The 19,282-nt window shown below is 48.1% G+C and carries 14 protein-coding genes; 7 read left to right on the plus strand and 7 right to left on the minus strand.

Annotated features, from left to right (window positions below; translation table 11 throughout):
- Positions 1-50 precede the first annotated feature (50 nt).
- Together IEV98_RS02835 and IEV98_RS02840 are read right to left on the minus strand one after the other, a co-directional pair.
- Positions 51-1,103, minus strand: a complete 1,053-nt coding sequence (locus IEV98_RS02835) for a WaaS/CpsH family glycosyltransferase (RefSeq protein WP_188504410.1) — start codon at positions 1,101-1,103, stop codon at positions 51-53.
- Positions 1,104-1,272: 169 nt separating this feature from the next.
- On the minus strand, positions 1,273-2,211 hold the full coding sequence (locus IEV98_RS02840) for a glycosyltransferase family 2 protein (RefSeq protein WP_188504411.1): 939 nt from the start codon (positions 2,209-2,211) through the stop codon (positions 1,273-1,275).
- Positions 2,212-2,536: 325 nt separating this feature from the next.
- Between IEV98_RS02840 and IEV98_RS02845 the strand changes: the two genes are divergently transcribed.
- From IEV98_RS02845 to IEV98_RS02865, 5 genes are all read left to right on the plus strand, one after another.
- Positions 2,537-3,415 (plus strand): helix-turn-helix transcriptional regulator, encoded by an 879-nt coding sequence (locus IEV98_RS02845; protein WP_188504412.1) that lies wholly within the window; start codon positions 2,537-2,539, stop codon positions 3,413-3,415.
- Positions 3,416-3,588: 173 nt separating this feature from the next.
- Positions 3,589-4,539: a dihydrodipicolinate synthase family protein gene (locus IEV98_RS02850; protein ID WP_188504413.1), complete on the plus strand. Its 951-nt coding sequence runs from the start codon at positions 3,589-3,591 to the stop codon at positions 4,537-4,539.
- A complete protein-coding gene (locus tag IEV98_RS02855; protein WP_188504414.1) occupies positions 4,536-6,017 on the plus strand; it encodes an aldehyde dehydrogenase (NADP(+)) in 1,482 nt (493 codons plus the stop codon). Before IEV98_RS02850 ends, IEV98_RS02855 begins: the two co-directional genes overlap by 4 nt.
- Positions 6,017-7,024 (plus strand): 4-hydroxyproline epimerase, encoded by a 1,008-nt coding sequence (locus IEV98_RS02860; protein ID WP_188504415.1) that lies wholly within the window; start codon positions 6,017-6,019, stop codon positions 7,022-7,024. The genes IEV98_RS02855 and IEV98_RS02860 overlap by 1 nt, the downstream gene beginning before the upstream one ends.
- A gap of 59 nt (positions 7,025-7,083) precedes the next feature.
- Positions 7,084-8,346, plus strand: a complete 1,263-nt coding sequence (locus tag IEV98_RS02865; RefSeq protein ID WP_188504416.1) for an NAD(P)/FAD-dependent oxidoreductase — start codon at positions 7,084-7,086, stop codon at positions 8,344-8,346.
- On the opposite strand, the gene uvrB is transcribed toward IEV98_RS02865, so the two are convergent.
- A complete protein-coding gene (gene uvrB, locus IEV98_RS02870; protein WP_188504417.1) occupies positions 8,347-10,383 on the minus strand; it encodes an excinuclease ABC subunit UvrB in 2,037 nt (678 codons plus the stop codon).
- Between the two features lie 96 nt (positions 10,384-10,479).
- Here uvrB and upp point away from each other — a divergent pair, with 96 nt between their 5' ends.
- Entirely contained in the window at positions 10,480-11,124 is a 645-nt protein-coding gene (gene upp / locus IEV98_RS02875) for a uracil phosphoribosyltransferase (RefSeq protein WP_188504418.1), read from the plus strand.
- Between the two features lie 130 nt (positions 11,125-11,254).
- On the plus strand, positions 11,255-11,728 hold the full coding sequence (locus IEV98_RS02880) for a ribonuclease H-like YkuK family protein (protein ID WP_188504419.1): 474 nt from the start codon (positions 11,255-11,257) through the stop codon (positions 11,726-11,728).
- 10 nt (positions 11,729-11,738) lie between these two features.
- On the opposite strand, the gene IEV98_RS02885 is transcribed toward IEV98_RS02880, so the two are convergent.
- The 4 genes from IEV98_RS02885 to IEV98_RS02900 are packed head-to-tail and all read right to left on the minus strand — an operon-like array spanning position 11,739 to position 19,172.
- Positions 11,739-12,593 (minus strand): sugar phosphate isomerase/epimerase family protein, encoded by an 855-nt coding sequence (locus IEV98_RS02885; RefSeq protein WP_188504420.1) that lies wholly within the window; start codon positions 12,591-12,593, stop codon positions 11,739-11,741.
- A 38-nt stretch (positions 12,594-12,631) separates the two neighbouring features.
- A complete protein-coding gene (locus IEV98_RS02890; protein ID WP_188504421.1) occupies positions 12,632-13,975 on the minus strand; it encodes a Gfo/Idh/MocA family oxidoreductase in 1,344 nt (447 codons plus the stop codon).
- 40 nt (positions 13,976-14,015) lie between these two features.
- Positions 14,016-15,749: a RagB/SusD family nutrient uptake outer membrane protein gene (locus IEV98_RS02895; RefSeq protein WP_188504422.1), complete on the minus strand. Its 1,734-nt coding sequence runs from the start codon at positions 15,747-15,749 to the stop codon at positions 14,016-14,018.
- Between the two features lie 42 nt (positions 15,750-15,791).
- The gene (locus IEV98_RS02900; protein WP_188504423.1) at positions 15,792-19,172 is read right to left on the minus strand and encodes a TonB-dependent receptor; all 3,381 of its coding nucleotides are present in this window, start codon (positions 19,170-19,172) and stop codon (positions 15,792-15,794) included.
- Positions 19,173-19,282: the final 110 nt, after the last annotated feature.

Here is a 19,282-nt window from a genome sequence, read left to right on the forward strand (position 1 = left end):
CAATAGACCCGTCTATTTTCTTCCATTTACTTTAGCCAGCCACCTATCAGTTAATATCCATATACTAATGCAGGCTCCAAATCCACACTCGGAAATGCCACCGGCTGCAGCTGATCTTCCCGAAGTAAGTTGTTTATCCAATGATTGAAACTATATTTTTCCTTGATATGCGGGGCCAATTTAACGTATGGTGCATTAAGAAAATCCGTAAGCCTTTCAACTGATTGCCCTTCCCAAATGAACGTATTGTTTGGATGATAGAAATCGTATTTTTTCACTTCCTTATTGGTCGTGATCAGCTTTTTATCAAACCCAATAGCTTCAAACGTCCGAAAAGACAATCCGTTGTGCAAAACGGTAGGTACATCTAGCAAGATCTTGCTATTGAATGCAAATCGAAGGTTTTCAGCGTAGGTTAAATCCGCTGAGGTGGTATCCAAATACTTGAAACTCGGCTTTCTGTTTTTGAATTTGCAAATATGGTATTTGACGGAAAGCCCATATGCCTGTAGCGTGGTAATAACCTCCTCCAATTGGGAAGCACGTCGTTTCATATACGTTCCCACATAGTACACATCTGATTCGTGTTCCTCGCTATATCCGATATCAAAAGAATTGGTATAAAAGTTCGTGATCGGCAGCATATTCGGATACCTAACATCTTTCGGATCAAAGACAAAAAACTTGTCAAAAAGATCAATCCGCCGATAAACAGCCGGAAATCGGCTTAAACCATCCCATTGGTAACCGATTGTTTTATTGGCCTTGAGCCCGATCATATTGATGATGTCTTCCGAATATTGGTCAGGGCGGATAAGCAAAGCATAATCCACACGGGGAATCTCGGCCAACCGATCCCGCATCGTACCCTCTACCCGCTTAAACTTCAAATAGGTTTTGTAATCTCTATGTCCAAGAAAATTTTTATGTACATAGGAGTCCAATCGTTCAAATATATTTTTGTATTTAAATGGGCCGCCATGAGAAAACGACAAATTAAACACTTCAAAGCCTTGATATCGCAACTCCTGCTCAATAATTTCGGAAAAACCATAAGCGGTAGGAGCCCCTAAAATAATCGTTTTGCCATTAAATATAGCCATTTAGCTCTGTTATTTATTTTGGTAGATAAGTTAAAAACAACTGTTACTCTTCAATTAACCTGCCAATTTTAATCAAAATGATTTTCCCGGTAATAACGAGAATTTCAGCGCGAGCGCTACTCATCGATTGAAATTATTCGTGAATGCTGAAAACAATTGGGAAAGGTGTTTAAAAAAAATCCTTTCGTCTTTCGTTTAAAGCCTTTATAAAGCAGATAAAAAATTTCGTGGTTGGCTCGGCCCGATATAATTCCCTCAGATTGGCAAGCGAGTGAAGGTTATAGTAAATCATCTTCTTTAATGGTCCTCGCTTTTTAACATCGTTGACCTTTAGCAAGCTATCCTTTTGAGCGTTCGTCAACTCGTTGCACGAATACACATAATGCTTAATACATTCACGTATTATTATCGTTGCCTTATCCATCTTTACAGACTGATGGCTTACGCTAGCCGGATGAACCCGCACCAGCGAGTAAACGGCGGGGTTAGCTACGTAGTGAATGTTTGCCCCATTAAACAAACACCTAAGCCAAAAATCCCAGTCTTCCTTATAACTTAAGGTTTCGTCAAATTTCAAGCCACTATCTTTTAAGAATCTTGTACGGATAACAGGGCTGTGAATCGTAAACCTATTTTTCTTGATGAATTCGCGAATGATCTCATATCCGCTGCCATTTAATTTGATGGTCCATTTCCTGTTTCCCAATCTGCCGAAAAACAACTTATCCGGATTTCCATTTCGGAAATAGTATACATCGGTATAGCAGATATCCACGGTTTCGTGCGTCCTCATTAGTGCCGCCTGTTCAGCTAGCTTATTGGGCGTGATGAGGTCATCTCCATCCAGAAAAAGGAGGTAATCTCCAATCGCTTGCTCAATACCCAAATTTCTGGCCGAAGATACGCCCCGGTTTTCTTGGTAGCAGTATTTTACCCTTACATCTGTTTCAGCAAGCATTTTTGCGACAGCATGGGTATCGTCACTGGAGCCATCATCAATGATCAGCGCTTCCCAATTTGTATGCGTTTGTCCCTGTAATGAACAGATTGTTTCCTTCAGGCAAAAACCATAGTTGTAAACTGGTATGATTACTGATATTAAATCCATCAAACAAATGCTTGAAAAATCAAAATCCGATTTTACCGCTAAAAAGCAGCTGCACGATACGCTGTTCAGCTCATCATTAATGCGAAATTCGGTTGTATAAGTTGTATAAATTGATTGTCAAAATTCGGATACAAAAATAGAATTGATTTTCACTTTTCCCGAAAAAAAGTGAGATAAAATATGGTACACCCGTTTTGTCAATGTCCTTCATATTATCCAGTTATTACCCATCAATAACCATATTTTAACCACCTTCTTTAAATACTTGCATAAATGAGGTTAATATCTGTATATTTATGTTAAGGTTTTATTAATTCGTACTGTTATGAAGGCACTCCAATTCACCGTGCCGGTTACACCGGACAAGACTGTTATCATACAGGAAGACATTATCCCCCAATTTTATCCACATTTGCACCGGCATAAGGAGGCCCAGTTGATTTGGATTATCAAAGGGGAGGGTACATTGATCGCAGAAAACACCATGCATACGTTCCGGCCCGACGACATCTTTATGATCGCGCCCAATCAATCGCACGTATTCAAAGGTAGCCGGCAGGCTGTCCACAACATGGAGGATGAGGGAGTCCATACCATTTCTGTTTTTTATGATCCGGATGGGCATCTCGCCCACTTTCTCCAGCTACCCGAACTGAGCCAGCTGAATGCGTTTCTGAAGGAGTATAAATGTGGATTTAAGCTCCCCGAACAGCATTTTCATTCAGTTGCCAAACACATTTTGAAACTCAAAGCATCCAACAGCATGGACCAAATGTTGCATTTTCTCCACCTTTTGCGGACATTCTGCCGGATGAATCCCAAGCCCAAGCATCTTTCTACGTTCAGCAAAGAGCACATTACGGATGGCGAGGGGATGCGGATGGGCAACATTTACAATTATGTCCTTCAGCATTACCGAAACGCGTTGACCCTGGAAGAGGTAGCTGCCGAAGCTCACCTCACTCCACAAGCTTTTTGCCGATACTTCAAAAAGCATACAGGCGTTACCTTTGTTACCTTTCTCAACGAGATGCGGATAAACCAAGCTTGCAAGCGGCTTACCGCCGGCGAGTACGACAGTATTGCCACTGTGGCATACAATTGCGGGTTCAATAGCATCACCAATTTCAACCGCGTGTTCAAAAGCGTGGCGGGGGCATCGCCCAAGGAGTACCTCTCTAAATACCTCCATAATATGAAATAACAGGCCGGCTGTTAATATATGCATAGCATTGATTAATTAGCGGGTGGTTTTGGCTTTGGGTTAGCCATATATTTGTGCCAATCATTTAAGGTGGGTGTGTCGCGACGCACCTACTAATTGGTAAAGTAAGGGCTTTGTTGCCTATCGTTAAACTAAAAACATACAATAAAGACATGAGTAAGACCGAACTTTGGCATGGGGTTTATCCTGCATTATTGACGCCATTTACAGCAGCAGGTGACATCGACTATGAAATGTTTAAAAAGAATTTCTTAGCGCAGGCAGAGGCGGGAGTTTCTGGGGTAATTATCGCCGGGTCTCTTGGTGAGGTCAGTACGTTGAGTACACAGGAAAAATATGATTTGCTGGTTTTCGCCAAGCAACATATGCCGCAACACCTGCCTGTTGTCCTCAATATTGCCGAGCAAACCACTACGGATGCAGTAAATGCTGCAAAAGAAGCCGAACGACTCGGTGCCGATGCGTTAATGCTGCTCCCCCCCATGCGCTATCGGGCCTCCGATCGGGAAGTGGTAACGTATTTCAAAACCGTAGCCGCTGCCACGAATTTATCGATCATGATCTACAATAACCCCGTAGATTATGCCATCCATGTAACCGTAGATATGTTTAAGCAATTGGCTGAAAGTCCGAACATTCAAGCGGTAAAGGAGTCAACACGCGACCTCACCAACATTACCCGGATGATCAATGCCTTTGGCGAGCGATTCAAAATCCTGGGTGGCGTAGACACCATAGCATTGGAGAGCCAGTTGGTTGGTGCCCATGGCTCCGTGGCTGGTTTGGTTGATGCCTTTCCCCGTGAGACGGTAGCCATCTACCGCTTGGCGCAGGCTGGCCAGTTGGAAGAAGCGTTAGCCATCTACCGTTGGTTTATGCCTTTGCTGGAGCTGGACATCCATCCGCGGCTTGTTCAGTACATCAAACTTGCGGCGACAGCCGAAGGACTTAGCAATCCATATGTAAGGGCACCTAGGCTACAGTTGGAGGGTGAAGAGCTGATCCGTACGCAAAAAATCATAAATGATGCGATTGCCTCGAGGCCAGTATTGCCAGATTACTTAAATTTGCCGGTAGGTCGAACCATAGAACAAGCGTCATGAACGAAAATACGCCCATCCCAGAAATCAATCAATTAGTCATACAAGCACAGGAAGCCTTTCTGGTTTTCAAACAAGCCAACGCGAAGCAACGCGCCGACTTTATGCATCGGGTAGCCGATGAGATCGAAGCGTTGGGACCTGAACTCATTGCCACGGCCCAGTCCGAAACCAACCTCCCGGAAGCTCGGTTAAACGGAGAGAAAGCCCGGACGGCGTTTCAGTGGCGGAGCTATGCCGATGCATTGACCAACAGTAATATACTGCCGGTACAGATTGATACTTCTAATCCGGATCGGACTCCGCCGAAACCCGACATCCGCAAGACTTATGTGGGCGTCGGCGTCGTCGTGGTCTTTGGAGCAAGTAATTTCCCCTTTGCATTTTCTACTTCCGGCGGCGACACTGCCTCTGCCATCGCCGCGGGCTGCTCGGTAATTTTCAAAAGTCATTCAGGCCACCCAGAAACATCGAAAATCATGGCAGGAGCCATTGAACGGGCCATCCAAAAGACCGGATTGCCAAGCAACCTGTTCGCTGCTATTGCCACGGATGGAGTTGTAGGCGGGCAGCATTTGGTAAAACACCACCTTGTCAAAGCGGTTGGGTTTACAGGGTCAATCCAAGGGGGGCGAGCACTGTTTGACATTGCCAGCCAGCGCCCGGAACCGATTCCAGTGTTTGCAGAGATGGGCAGTGTCAATCCGGTCGTGCTGCTTCCCGAACGTTTGGCGGCGGCCGCAGAAGAGGTTGCCAATCAATATGCGCAGTCGTTGACCTTGGGCGTAGGACAGTTTTGCACCAACCCCGGAATATTTATAGCGCCAAATGATCGTGCCCTGCCCCGCTTCTTAACTACCCTGCAGGCGCAGATTACACAGGCTCCATCTGCACCGATGTTACATTCAGGTATTGCAGCTTCATATCATAAAAACAAGGCCGATTTGCTCGCCCAAGATGGGGTTGAAGTCTTGGCCGAAGTTCCGGCAACCACGCCAGAAACACATGGTAATGCAACCATCGCGACAGTGTCCGCCCAAGCATTTTTGGGTAACCCCAAGTTGAGCGAAGAAGTATTCGGCCCGTTTGGCCTGATCGTTACATATGACAGTCCCCAAGAATTATTGGCCGTCACACAGCGACTCGAAGGACAACTAACGGCGACGCTGCTAGCTGAACCCGCTGAACTGGCAGCGAACAGGGAGCTGGTTGCTGCACTGGCAGATAAGAGTGGCCGCGTACTATTTAACGGGTTTCCCACAGGTGTAGAAGTATGTGGTGCGATGCAACACGGCGGGCCATACCCTGCGGCAACGGACAGTCGATTTACCTCCGTGGGGCCAGATGCAATCAAACGGTTTGCACGGCCAGTTAGCTATCAGAACTTCCCGGATGAAGTGCTCCCGGACGAACTGAAAAATGCGAATCCACTAGGAATCTGGCGTACGGTAAATGGTACATTAACGAAGGCCGGTTTATAATGAAAAAAACATTCTTCTGCATCGATGCGCATACCTGCGGGAATCCGGTGCGATTGGTAGCAGGCGGCGGGCCATTGTTGCAAGGTCAAAGTATGATGGAACGCAGGCTCCATTTTTTAGCGGAATACGATTGGATCCGGAAAGGGCTAATGTTTGAACCCCGTGGCCACGATATGATGAGTGGCAGCATCCTTTATTCGCCAGTTGACCCGGCGAATGATATGGGTGTGCTTTATATCGAGACCAGCGGATGCCTGCCGATGTGCGGCCATGGGACAATAGGCACGGTCACCATAGCCGTAGAGGAAGGTCTGATCGTACCCAAGCAGGCGGGGAAACTCCGGTTGGAGACCCCAGCGGGATTAGTGCTGATCGAGTATGCCCAGGAAGGTAAAAAGGTAACGTCTGTAAAGTTGACCAATGTCAAATCATTTTTGGCAGCAGAAGATATTACGGTTGAGTGTCCCGACTTGGGTACATTGAGCATGGATGTCGCTTACGGCGGAAATTTCTATGCCATTATCGATCCACAGCCGAATTTTAAGGGCTTGGAGCACTATTCTGCCGGCCAATTGATTAGCTGGAGTCGGATATTACGTCAACGGATAAACGACCACTATACATTTGTACATCCCGAAGATAAAAACATTAACGGGCTGAGCCATGTTCAATGGACGGGTTCGGTACTCGACTCCCTTTCTACCGCACGTAATGCGGTATTCTATGGCGATAAGGCGATCGACAGGTCTCCGTGCGGTACGGGCACTTCCGCCCGTATGGCGCAATGGTATGCGAAAGGAAAGCTCAAAAAAGGAGACCGATTTGTGCATGAAAGCATCATCGGATCCAAATTCATCGGCACCATCGAAGATGAAGTACCTAACGCTTTTGGTGATGGGAAACCGGCTATTGTACCCGGAATCGAAGGGTGGGCCATGGTAACCGGCTACAATACGATTATTATTGATGACGATGATCCGTATGCACATGGATTTCAGGTAATTTAATCGCCGTTGACAAAAGATTCCCGATAGTCAATTAACTAGCAAAAGTTCAAAAACAACAAATGAGCAATCTTGATAAAGGCTCAGTAATCATCGTAGGTGGTGGAATCATAGGGCTTACATCCGCATATTACCTTGCAAAAGGAGGTTGGAAAGTAACCGTCGTAGACCGGGATGACTTTACCGACAATTGTTCTTATGGCAACGCTGGGATGATTGTGCCGAGTCATTTCACGCCATTGGCTGCTCCCGGCATCATTACGCAGGGGATCAAATGGCTATTCAATAGTCGTAGCCCATTCTATGTCAAACCGTCGCCCAGCCTCTCGTTAATTTCGTGGGGCCTCAAGTTTATCCGGCACGCCAATGAACAACACGTTGTTCGATCAGCGCCGGATATCCTAGCACTGAATAACCTGAGTAAGGACCTCTACAATGAGTTGGCTAACGAATTGGGTGATGAGTTTGGATTGGAATGCCGGGGCATTCTCATGTTGTTTAAGACGGAGAAAACGGCTGCGGAAGAAGTTCATTTGGCCGAGCAGGCCACAGCCCTGGGGTTGGATGTCGGAATATTGACCCATGAACAGGTACAAGCCCTTGAACCCGACGTAAAATTGGATGTGATGGGTGCCACACATTATCGTAGCGACGCCCACCTCCACCCTCCTGCGCTCATGGCTAGTTTGATACATCGAATAAAACAGCTCGGGGTTGGGCTGAAATCGCACACCGAAGTGAAGGGCTTTGAACGCAATGGCGGAAAAATCACTAAAGTCATTACCACCGCTGGAGAGTTATCGGCGGATGTCGTTGTACTTACCGGTGGGGCATGGTTAGGTACCCTGGCCAAAAAAACAGGACTCACCGTACCGTTGATGCCGGGCAAGGGCTATTCATTCATGACCAATGCATTTGAAGGCAAGGTAAGGCACCCCGCTCTGCTATTGGAGGCGCGCGTCGCGCTGACGCCCATGGGAGGCAAAGTGCGCATCGGCGGCACCATGGAGCTGGCTCCGGTTAATCATCACGTGAATATGAACCGTGTAGCAGGTATCGTGGGTGCCATACCGGATTATTATCCGGAATATCGGCTACCCATGCCCGAAAAGCAGGCTATTTGGCATGGATTCCGTCCTTGCTCACCAGACGGATTACCATATATTGGACACTCGTCCACCATCAACAACCTGATCGTTGCTGGCGGAATGGGGATGATGGGCCTGAGTTTGGGACCCGCAGCAGGAAAGATTGTCTCCGAACTCGCACAAGGGGAAAAGACATCTGCGGATATCCGGCTTTTTGACCCTGAACGGTTTAACTAATCACTGATCACCAAACAAATCCGAATAGGTTTTTTCCAAGGCAAATAGTTCATCACGCAACTTTGCGGCTTGCAAGAAGTCCATTTCCTTGGCCGATTTTTCCATGTCTTTGCGTACCTTTTCGATGGCTTGTTTCATCTGTGGCTTACTCATATATTGTACCAGTGGATCCGCAGCTATACTGCTTGTACGGTCGGGCTCCACATAAATCTTGGCTTCGCCACCCTTGAAATCGGCCACAGATGTCTGCCCTAAGATAGCCTCCCTGGATTTGCCCACCGTCCGCGGCGTGATGCCGTGTTCTTCGTTATATCGGATTTGTTTATCCCGGCGGCGGTTTGTCTCCTCGATGGTGATGCGCATACTTTCGGTAATCGTATCGGCATACATAATCACACGTCCTCTATCATTCCGTGCAGCCCGGCCAATCGTTTGGATAAGTGACCGTTCCGACCGCAAAAACCCTTCCTTGTCTGCGTCCAGAATAGCTACCAACGTTACCTCTGGCAAATCCAAGCCCTCGCGTAGTAAATTGATGCCCACCAAAACGTCGAATTCACCCAATCGCAATCCGCGCAAAATTTCAACCCGCTCCAATGTCTTTACTTCCGAGTGGATATAACGCACCCTGATGCCCAATTTTGACATGTATTTGGTCAGTTCCTCAGCCATGCGCTTAGTCAGGGTGGTCACCAATATCCGCCCCCCCTCCTTGATTACGCGGTCTACTTCATCCAATAAGTCATCCACTTGATTTACCACGGGTCGGATTTCAATCACGGGGTCCACAAGGCCCGTTGGCCGGATGACCTGTTCCACCACAACGCCTTCCGTCTTTTGTAGCTCGTAATCGCCCGGCGTAGCGCTTACATAGATGGTCTGTGCCACCAACGATTCAAATTCAGGGAAATTCAGTGGCCGGTTATCCAACGCCGCGGGTAACCGGAAGCCAAACTCTACCAACGAAATTTTACGCGAACGGTCACCGCCGTACATCGCCCGGATCTGTGGAATGGTGACGTGGCTCTCATCGATGACCATCAAATAATCATCCGGAAAGTAATCCAGTAGGCAAAAGGGGCGCATACCGGGCTGCCTACCGTCAAAAAAGCGGGAATAATTTTCGATACCGCTGCAATATCCCAGTTCGCGCATCATCTCCAAATCATAATTGACACGTTCCTCAAGCCGCTTGGCTTCCAATGGTTTGCCATCATGCAGCAATTGTTCTTTACGCAACTCCAATTCCTCTCCTATTGCCCATAATGATTGGGTGAATTTTTCCTTTGGCGTTACAAACAGGTTCGCCGGAAATAACGCCATCGTCTCCATCTTTTCGAGTGTCTTGCCGGAGATCGGGTCGATTACACTCAGCTCATCTATTTCGTCGCCAAAAAAAGAAATACGGTACGCCTCATCCAGGTATGCCGGAAATATATCAACCGTATCACCTTTAACGCGGAAAGTTCCCCGTTTGAAATCGGTGGTCGTGCGCGAATATAAAATTTCCACCAGGCGATGCAGGAAAGCGTTACGGCTGATGACGGTGCCGACCCCAAAACGAAATACGGAACGGGAAAAATCTTCCGGATTGCCCATTCCGTAAATGCAGGATACCGATGAAACCACGACGACATCACGCCTCCCCGACATCAATGCGGAGGTTGTGCGCAGCCGTAATTTCTCGATTTCGTCGTTGATGGCCAAGTCCTTTTCAATATAGGTATTCGAAGAGGCGATATAAGCCTCCGGTTGGTAGTAATCGTAGTAGGAAACAAAATAGTTAACCGCATTCTCGGGAAAAAACTGCTTGAACTCGCCATAAAGTTGCGCAGCCAGTGTTTTGTTGTGACTCAATATCAGTGTAGGGCGCTGGGTTTGCTGAATGACGTTGGCAATCGTAAAGGTTTTGCCGGATCCGGTTACCCCCAATAGCGTTTGATACATTTCACGGGCATTGACACCTTCAACAAGCTGTCGGATGGCCTCAGGCTGATCACCTGTAGGCATGTATTCTGATGTGAGTTTAAACTTCATGTAATGCTGATCATTAAAACCAAGGAAGACTTGGATTGTTTAAGAGCAAGAGAACAAAGATAATGAAAGCAGGTGAAATTATTTACATATTGAATTATGGTTCATATCCTAACCCGGCAAAACAGCATTGCTAACCATTTCCTCGCCGAATTGCGTAATATCGAAGTGCAACAGGATCGCATGCGCTTTCGAAGAAATCTTGAACGATTAGGAGAAATCTTTGCCTACGAGATCAGCAAAACGCTAACCTATGAACCTATGGAGATTGAAACGCCACTCGGTGTTGCGGAGACGTCTTTGATTCATGAACAGCCCGTACTGGCTACGATTCTCCGAGCCGGGATACCCATGCATCAAGGTATGCTTAATGTTTTCGACCACGCCGACTGTGCCTTTGTCGGTGCCTATCGCAAGACAAAAAAAAGCGGCACGTTCGAAATCCGAAAGGAATACGTTAGCAGTGTCGGCTTAGACAACCGCACGGTTATCTTGGTTGATCCCATGCTGGCAACAGGTCGGACGGCCGTGCTCACTTGTAAGGACCTGCTGGATGAATTTGCGATCAAGTCGCTCTTTATTGTGTCAGCCATTGCCAGCGAAGAAGGTATCGCTCATGTACAAGCGTTCCTGCCCCAAGTACAACTGTGGGTCGGCGATGTGGACAGCGAGCTGACCAGTAAAGCCTTTATTGTACCTGGGCTAGGCGATGCTGGCGATTTGGCGTATGGGGTAAAGGAATGACGGTGTTGAAAACCGTTTGTCTGTTAATAAAAACATAACACTAAGTTATTGGTATTAAAGCCTTTTTATAGGTAACTTTATGTCGCATTCAATAAAGTTCTTTTCCGTATCATTCATTAACCCCACTTTTATGACTTGGAAAAAATTCAGTGGCGAACCCTTACGCCAACCCATCCTTGATGAAGTATCCGCCACGATTGCCCGTGAGTATGCCTTGGGCAATAAGCTCAAAGTCTGCATCGGCACCGACTCTCAGGTAAAAAGCGGCACCACCGAATTTGCTGCGGTCATCGTGTTTGTCCGTGAGGGAAAGGGTGGTTTCATGTACATCCACCAGGATCGCACCAGCCAAAAAATGAGTATCAAAGAGCGTATGCTCGCCGAGGTGCAGCGCTCCATTGAAATTGCCTATTCACTCTGCGACCTGCTTGACCGCTATCACGTAGACCTTGAAGTACACGCTGATATCAATACCAATCCGATGTTCAAATCCAACCTTGCGCTGCACGACGCCATGGGCTATATCCTCAGTATGGGCTTCGTCTTCAAGGCCAAGCCAGAGGCATTTGCGAGCTCCGCCTGTGCGAATAAGGTGGTGCAGTAGCCGTCGCGATTTAATTGCGCAAGTTTTTTAGGTAGTGGATGCTTTGCGGTACCTGCTCGTCGATGCGGTCGCTTTCATCCTCTATGTAGTAATGCATTACCCCTGCTGACTTGGCCGCTTTTAAAATGGCGATGATGTCGATTTGGCCGGTCCCTAATGCCACGTCATTTTCCTTGGCGGTACTCCCGGATAGGTTCCCTTCCACCCCTTGCTTCAGGTCTTTCAAATGAAGTGCCTTGTACCGGGAACCATATTTTTCCAAAAGCTCCACCGGATCGAAACCCGGGAAAAATGCCCAAAGGATGTCCAGCTCGAAACCCACGTATTCGGGGTCGGTATTATTCACAATGTAGTCGTACAATGTACCGCCTTCATGCGGATGGAACTCAAATCCGTGATTGTGGTAAATAAATAGCAAGCCGTACTCATCCCGAAGTACCTTGCCCACCCTATTGAAATCGGTAACGGCTTTCTCTGCCTCTTCCAACGTGAATGAACCACGCTCATGCGGAATGCTCGCCACGCGCACATATTTCGCGCCTAATGCATTGGCATTCTCGGCTACTTCAGAAGTTTTATTGACTAGATCGCCGTAACTGACACCAAATGAAGAACACGACATTTTCCTTTCGTCAAGGAGTTTCCGTAGACCTTGGGCGGTCTGCCCAAAGAGGTTTGAAAATTCCATGTCAACGATACCCAATCGCTGGATTTCATCCAATGTGGCTGGCACATCGTTCGCAAATTCATTCCTATACGTATAGGAAACCATTCCAATCTCTTTAGGAGAGAGGATCGGCTGGCTTTCACATGCCAAGGTACCTATAACAATGGCAACACCTAAAAGACAATATTTTGATAGCATAATTTTTTAATGATTAACTGTTTTTCAACATCAATAAATTAAACCTTAGGCTCCCAGCCTTTTTCGTATTCCCGGCTCCACAGTTGTTGTGCTTCCTTATCGCCAATGATATGGCCGTTAGCCGGATCCAACTGGATATCGCGTTTCAGTCGCCACGCAATGTTCCCGATTTGCATCGCCATTGTGCTCTTATGGCCAAGCTCCACATCGCAGTTTGGCCGACGCCTGTTTCGCATGGCGTCTAGGAAATCTGCCACATGAAGGCTGTCCAGACCGAGGCTTGGACTGGCCGTATTGCGGCCCTGCATGCTTTCCTCTTTCTGCTGGGGTTTTACTTCCTTGACCAACTTACCTTCACTGTCATAAACAGTATACATATCGCCACCGGTATCCAGGCTTCCTTTTTCGCCATAGAAGATAATGCCACGATCCCTACTTTCGATCTGCCGTCCGTTTGAACTTCTGTTTTCCCACATCAGGGATATGCCACCGGGATAATCCATCGTGATGACTTGCGTATCGGGTGTTTCCCAATCGTCTCTGTACTGATACCGGCCTCCTACCGAGCTAACGCGGATGGGAAAGTCCACTCCCAGGCCCCACCGGGCCACATCCACTTCGTGGGTGCCGTTGTTTAGTGCCTCTCCGGTACCCCAATGCCAGAACCAGTGCCAGTCATAGTGGATCAACCCCTCCTTATATGCCATGCGGGGGGCGGGGCCTTGCCATAGTTCATAGTCAAGCCAAGAGGGTACAGCACCTGGTTTCAGAAAAGTTTGCTTGCGGTTATTGGTATACCATGTTTTTGCAAAATAAACGCGGCCGATGATGCCATTATGTAGGGCTTCAATGCCTTCGGCAAGGGTAGGTGCTGAACGGCGCTGTGCCCCCATCTGGACCACGCGATCGTATTTCCTTGCTGCGGCGACGGCCAGTTCGCCTTCCCGCGGGTTATGGCTTATGGGTTTTTCCACGTAGACATCTTTCCCGGCCTGACAGCCCATGATAGTAAGCGGTGCGTGCCAGTGGTCGGGCGTGGCAATATATATAGCGTCAATAGATTTATCTTCCAGTAGTTTACGGCAGTCTTTCTCTGGGCGGGGAGCATTGGCCTGCCCGGCGTCCAAGACGCGCTTGATCGTCTTGGGAATGGCCCGCTCGTCCACATCACAGATGCAAGCCACCTCGGTATTCTTTTGTTTGGCAAAAGTGGAGGACATGCTGTTGCCGCGGCCATTTACGCCAATGGTGGCGACGCGGATCCTGTCATTCGCTCCCATGATATTGCTGTAGCTTTTTGCACTGAAAATCATCGGCCCGCCAAAGGTGAGGCCTGCGGAAGCAATGGCTGCCTTCTTGATAAAATCCCTTCTTTTTTCCATGGTCATTGTTCGTTTTGCAGTTAATAATTTTTGATAAGAATTAATAGCCGGGGTTTTGCTTCATTTTATGGTCAATATTTAAGTCAATCTGGCTTTGCGGAATGGGAAACAGTACATTATAGTCCTGGATATTGCAGGCCGGATAGATGGGATTGTTGTTGTATTTCCTGACCCTTTCGAGCAGTTTGCCCACCCGGCGCAGGGTAATATGCCGAAACTCCTCGCCGTAAAGCTCCCTGGCCCGTTCATCTAGCAGGTAATCGATATCTACATCCGCAGGAGCAACAGGTTTGGCGTGCGCCCGCTCCCTGATAGCATTGATATCTGCGGCCGCAAGGTCCAAATTGCCCAGGCCGATGTAGGCTTCGGCCCGCAACAGGATGGTTTCAGCAAGTCGGATGGCGTATACGTCTTTATGCGTCCAGCCTGCACCGGATTGTGCGGGGTCGGTGAAATGCTGCAATGGCGAAGCATGTTTCAAGAAGTAGGGATAGATGTATTGGCATGTGTCGCGCATCGCGTTACGTGAGCCCGGAGGGTAAAGGCCGAAATCGATTTTTTGTTTGTGATATTTTGACGCTGGATTATCAAAATAAAAATCGCGCTTGATATTGTGTTTCGCATTTCGGATATCATTGTTCCAATCGCTTCTCCAGATATCGTAAGCCGCATAGTTGGTCGGTTTTATCCATGATACGGGCCGCCCGAGCGTATCCGAATAACCGGTATATTGACCATTTACCAATTCCCCTCTGAATGCGGGGAATCCGTCGGGAGTGTTTCCCATCCGGAAGTAGGCCGGACCCCATCCCCGGTCGCCCGGGAATTTTCTCCCTCCGACGACAAGGGGCTCGAGCTGGATTACCCAAATGGCTTCCCTGTTTTCTGCCAGATTTTGATTTCCGTAAGTGAAAAGGTCCAAAAAGGAATCACCGGATCCGAAAACGTCCGGTGTAGATCCGAAGCGCCTAGTCATGAGGGCGTACCCTGCGCCATCAATCACTTTTGAGGCGGCATCGATAGCGTCTTCAAACTTGGATTGGTTCAGGTATATTTCGGCCAAAGTATGCCACGCAGCACCTTTGGTGATTCGGCCTGGGGCTTCCTCGCTTCCTCTGGCAGGTAGATGCTCGCCGGCGAAAATGAGGTCGCGCTCCAACAACTGGTATATTTCGGCCTTCGGGGTACGGATAAAATCTGTCCTGACCGTGTTGATGGCTTCTGTCACCAAAGGCACATCGCCATACAAAGGCACTAAAAGGCGATACATCCAGGATCGGAAGAACAGGGCTTCGGCCAAGAATTGATTTTTTTGATCTTCACTGTTCCATATGGATAAATCCGATTTTTCGATGCCAGCGATCAGCACATTTGCCTGCTGTATTATCTGATATGACGTTACCCAAAAATATGTGAATTGCGGATCCTGCGAAGTCATTTCCGATCGGTAATTGACCAGCTTCCTGTTCCCTCCCGGATTTTCGCCGTGAAACGCCACGTCCGTGCCCAAGCTGCCGATCAGGATGGCAAATGGGTCCTGTCGCGATGAACCCAGATAGATATCGTCGGCGTAGTACCACGTTTCCCTGACATTGTAATGCAGCCCGGTGATGCCCTGCCTGATCCCTTCCACGTTTTGATAGGCATTTTCCGGGGCCAGGAAATCAAGCGGAACTTCCGTAAGTATGTCCTTACTGCACGAAGGGAACAAAAATAACACGAGTAGAGCAAGTGCTGGCCACTTCTTGGATAAATTATATATGGATTTTTTCATGACTTTTAGCTATTAACATGTATATCGTCTTTGCTTTAAACATTAGAAGGTAAGCCTGAAACCTGCGGTCACGTTCCTGCTTAACGGGGTGTCTTGGTCGGCGGAGTTGCCCAGCCCGACTTCAGGATCCCAACCCGACCAGTTGGTCCAGGTATACAGGTTTTTGGCAGAGACGTATATCTGGCACGCTTTCAGCTTCAATGGTTTTAATAAGGATGGGGCAAATCGGTAGGCGAACGTGATATCCTGTAACCGGACAAAGCTCCTGCTTTCATAAATTCCGCTTTGCCGCACCGGTGTGTTATATATGCCTGTTGCATTGTCTACCCCATTATCCGGTGTCCAATATGGACGCACGGCCGTAGCATTGATGCGGAATACGTCGTCAGCATTCCATGCTACATTGACGGCTCTGGAATTGTCCATGAGGTAAAAGCCATTGCCCCCCTGTATGGAATTGAGCAGGAAAGAAAGGCTGAAGTTATTATAAGACAGGTTGTTGCCAATGCTGAAACGATAATTCGGTGCTTCATAGCCAATGATGGTCCGGTCTGAATTAGGGTCAATAACGCCATCCCCGTTTTGGTCGACATATCTGAATTGACCTGGATACCAATTCATTAACGTCCGGCCATTGTAGAGGTCATCTTCTGACCATACACCACCCGCCATTTCATAGTCGTAAATAGCGCTGATCGGTTCCCCCACAAACCACGAGTTTCCGAGATCCTGATCTGCTTCGCCCCCGTATAATTGTGTGATTTCGCTTCTGTTCAGTGAAAAGACAAAACTGCTTTCCCAACGCAGCTTGTCCTGTAGGTTAATGGTCCTCATCTCCAATTCGCCGCCCCGGTTGCCGATGGCTCCGATATTGGCCCATATATTCGGGTAGCCGCTGGCTGGGGGAAGCGCACGCCTAACGAGCACATCCGTTGTCTTAGCATTGTAGATATCGACCGATCCGGTGATCCGCCGGTTCAGGAAGCCAAAATCAACACCTAAATTATAGGACCCAGTGGTCTCCCAGCCGAGGTCGGCGTTCCCCAATGAGGTCGGCAACACACCATTTGCCGTGGTGGCACCGTATACATAGGGCCTAGCAACCATTCGCGAAAAACTAGAGTACCGACCAATGCCCTGGTTGCCATTTTTCCCGTAAGAAAGCCTGACCTTTAAAAATACGTCCTTGACATTGTCGAAGAATGGCTCTTCTGAAAGTACCCAGCCCAGCGATAGGGAAGGGAAAGTCGCAAATTTTTTGTTAGCGGCAAAACCGGAAAAGCCGTCTTTACGAACCGTACCGGTGACTAAATACCGGTCCTTGTAGCTGTACGAAACACGGCCCATGTACGATAAACTATTTTCTTCCCATGCCGAGGATTCTACGACGGGCAGGGTGCCCATGCCAATGTTGTTGTATCCGAGAATCGGATTTTCAAATCCGGTATTGCTAATCGTCGAATTGTCTGCATACCGATTCTCACGACTAAACAACAAGGTACCGTTAATCTGATGATTACCGAAGTCTCCGAGATAACTCACAATGTTATTCAAGATCCAGTTCCTCTCCTGAGATGGGTGTTTCCGGGCCTCCCCTTTGTTGGCCGACCCTTCGGGCGTATTGATCGGATAGAAGCTGTTATTGTTATTGGCGGAGTAGGTGTTGGAGTAATTGAGCTCATTCGTGAGGCCCTTTACCCAGGGAACAGTGACCTTTGCTCTCCCCACCACAAAGAGATTGTTGCGGATATCGCTGTTGTCGACATTCAGGTTGTTGAACGGATAGGGCATATAAGTTTCCCCTGTTAGGAACATATCATAATCAGGGGCTCCAATCTTATTATTCGCCAAAGGGCTTGCACGCCTGGCATTGTTAAAACTTGCTTCCACCCCTGAATAGTCTCGATAGGAGTAAGACGAATTTAACCCGAAGGTCAGCCAGTCTGTCACCTTACTCTCAAAATTGGTACGTAGGGTGAACCGCTTGAACGCGTCATTGGAAAGTATTCCTTGCTCGTCGGTATACGAAGCTGACACGAAGTAATTATTGCGCTCCGTTTGCTGCGACAGGCTGAGGTCATAGTTTTGGATGGGTGCTCTGCGCGTAACCTCATCCACCCAATCGATGGATTTGCCCGCCAGGTAGTTATCGCGTTCTTCCTGCGTTCTTAACCGAGCGGCAACCAGTTCCCGGTCGGTCACATCGGGCCTCATCGGTTTGCCCTCGGCGCTTGTTGGCTTTGTGTAGTACCACTTATACAAGTCCTGTTGGTAGAAATAGTCTACCAGCCTGATGGCATATTGTTCAGCATTCATGACCTTCATGGGATTATTGGTCATATCCTGATATCCGTAATACATATTAAACGACAGGTTCGGTTTGTCCGTCTTCCCTTTTTTAGTGGTGATGAGCATTACGCCATTAGCGGATCTGGATCCATAAACGGCTGCTGCACTGGCGTCTTTGAGGATATCTATTGCCTCCACATCGTTCGTGTTTATGTCTGATATGGCCCCGTTGTAGATAATGCCGTCCACCACCACCAGCGGATTATCATTGGCGGACAGCGAGGTTTGGCCCCTGACGGATACGTTAGGTTCGCCGCCCGCGAGGCCTGTGGCCTGGATATTTACGCCGGCGGCAGTACCTGATAGTGCTTGTAAAAGGTTGACATTAGCTTGGTTTTCTTTGTCTCCCATGGATACCCTGACCACCGAGCCGGTCAAGTCGCTCTTGCGTTGGGTGCCATACCCAATGACAACGACTTCGTCCAGGTCACTGACGGAGGTTTTCATCGTGATGTTGACTTTGCTTTCCTTGCCAATCGACCGTTCAGCCCTCTCGAATCCAATGGTAGTAAAAGTCAGTAGAATTCCGTCAGCGGGAACCGCTACTTGATAGTTCCCGTCAACATCAGTTATCACCTTGGTTTGCGTACCTTTCACGGTCACCGTTACGCCTTCAAGGGGCATGCCTGACTCATCTGTCACATTGCCCGTGATGACACGCTCCTGTGGTACTGAATTGGAAGGATCGGTAGATTGATTTTTTGGCGAAGCCTTATCTTTGCCGATGATGATGGTCTTTTCCCTTACGGCAAAAGTCAGTGATTGATTCGCCAATACCTGCTCAAGGAATCGTTCGAGCGGCATTTCTTTCGCCGCGATGGTCACCGGCTGGGCGCGGAGGATGTATCTGTCGTTATAGATTACGCGCAGGGCAGTTTGCTGCTGTACCGCTGTAAGCACCTCGGCCAGCGGCGTTCGCTTCGCCGTAAACGTTACCTTTTGTGAAAACGAGGTTGCACTAAGATGCATGCAACCCGCAAGCAGTAAAAAAGCCGTGATTTTCATCGTCAAAGCTACTTGTTTGATGTACTCCGGTAAACGGCCGTAACCGGAATTACGAATTGGTTCATTCATTATCTACTTATACTGCCGCATCCATCGCGTAAGATTGTCGCCGTCGCTTTTTAAAGACAGCGCAAAATGCGTATGTTTGCAGGGTTTGGAAACTGGTTATTTACTCTGAT

The organism is Parapedobacter pyrenivorans (assembly GCF_014636865.1).
Taxonomy (GTDB): Bacteria; Bacteroidota; Bacteroidia; order Sphingobacteriales; family Sphingobacteriaceae; genus Parapedobacter; species Parapedobacter pyrenivorans.

What these genes read in the sequence shown, in the direction of transcription:
- IEV98_RS02835 (WP_188504410.1), bottom strand. Translation starts at nt 1,103, where the DNA reads ATGGCTATATTTAATGGCAAAACGATTATTTTAGGGGCTCCTACCGCT.
- IEV98_RS02840 (WP_188504411.1), bottom strand. Translation starts at nt 2,211, where the DNA reads ATGGATTTAATATCAGTAATCATACCAGTTTACAACTATGGTTTTTGC.
- IEV98_RS02845 (WP_188504412.1), top strand. Translation starts at nt 2,537, where the DNA reads ATGAAGGCACTCCAATTCACCGTGCCGGTTACACCGGACAAGACTGTT.
- IEV98_RS02850 (WP_188504413.1), top strand. Translation starts at nt 3,589, where the DNA reads ATGAGTAAGACCGAACTTTGGCATGGGGTTTATCCTGCATTATTGACG.
- IEV98_RS02855 (WP_188504414.1), top strand. Translation starts at nt 4,536, where the DNA reads ATGAACGAAAATACGCCCATCCCAGAAATCAATCAATTAGTCATACAA.
- IEV98_RS02860 (WP_188504415.1), top strand. Translation starts at nt 6,017, where the DNA reads ATGAAAAAAACATTCTTCTGCATCGATGCGCATACCTGCGGGAATCCG.
- IEV98_RS02865 (WP_188504416.1), top strand. Translation starts at nt 7,084, where the DNA reads ATGAGCAATCTTGATAAAGGCTCAGTAATCATCGTAGGTGGTGGAATC.
- uvrB (WP_188504417.1), bottom strand. Translation starts at nt 10,383, where the DNA reads ATGAAGTTTAAACTCACATCAGAATACATGCCTACAGGTGATCAGCCT.
- upp (WP_188504418.1), top strand. Translation starts at nt 10,480, where the DNA reads ATGGTTCATATCCTAACCCGGCAAAACAGCATTGCTAACCATTTCCTC.
- IEV98_RS02880 (WP_188504419.1), top strand. Translation starts at nt 11,255, where the DNA reads ATGACTTGGAAAAAATTCAGTGGCGAACCCTTACGCCAACCCATCCTT.
- IEV98_RS02885 (WP_188504420.1), bottom strand. Translation starts at nt 12,593, where the DNA reads ATGCTATCAAAATATTGTCTTTTAGGTGTTGCCATTGTTATAGGTACC.
- IEV98_RS02890 (WP_188504421.1), bottom strand. Translation starts at nt 13,975, where the DNA reads ATGGAAAAAAGAAGGGATTTTATCAAGAAGGCAGCCATTGCTTCCGCA.
- IEV98_RS02895 (WP_188504422.1), bottom strand. Translation starts at nt 15,749, where the DNA reads ATGAAAAAATCCATATATAATTTATCCAAGAAGTGGCCAGCACTTGCT.
- IEV98_RS02900 (WP_188504423.1), bottom strand. Translation starts at nt 19,172, where the DNA reads ATGAATGAACCAATTCGTAATTCCGGTTACGGCCGTTTACCGGAGTAC.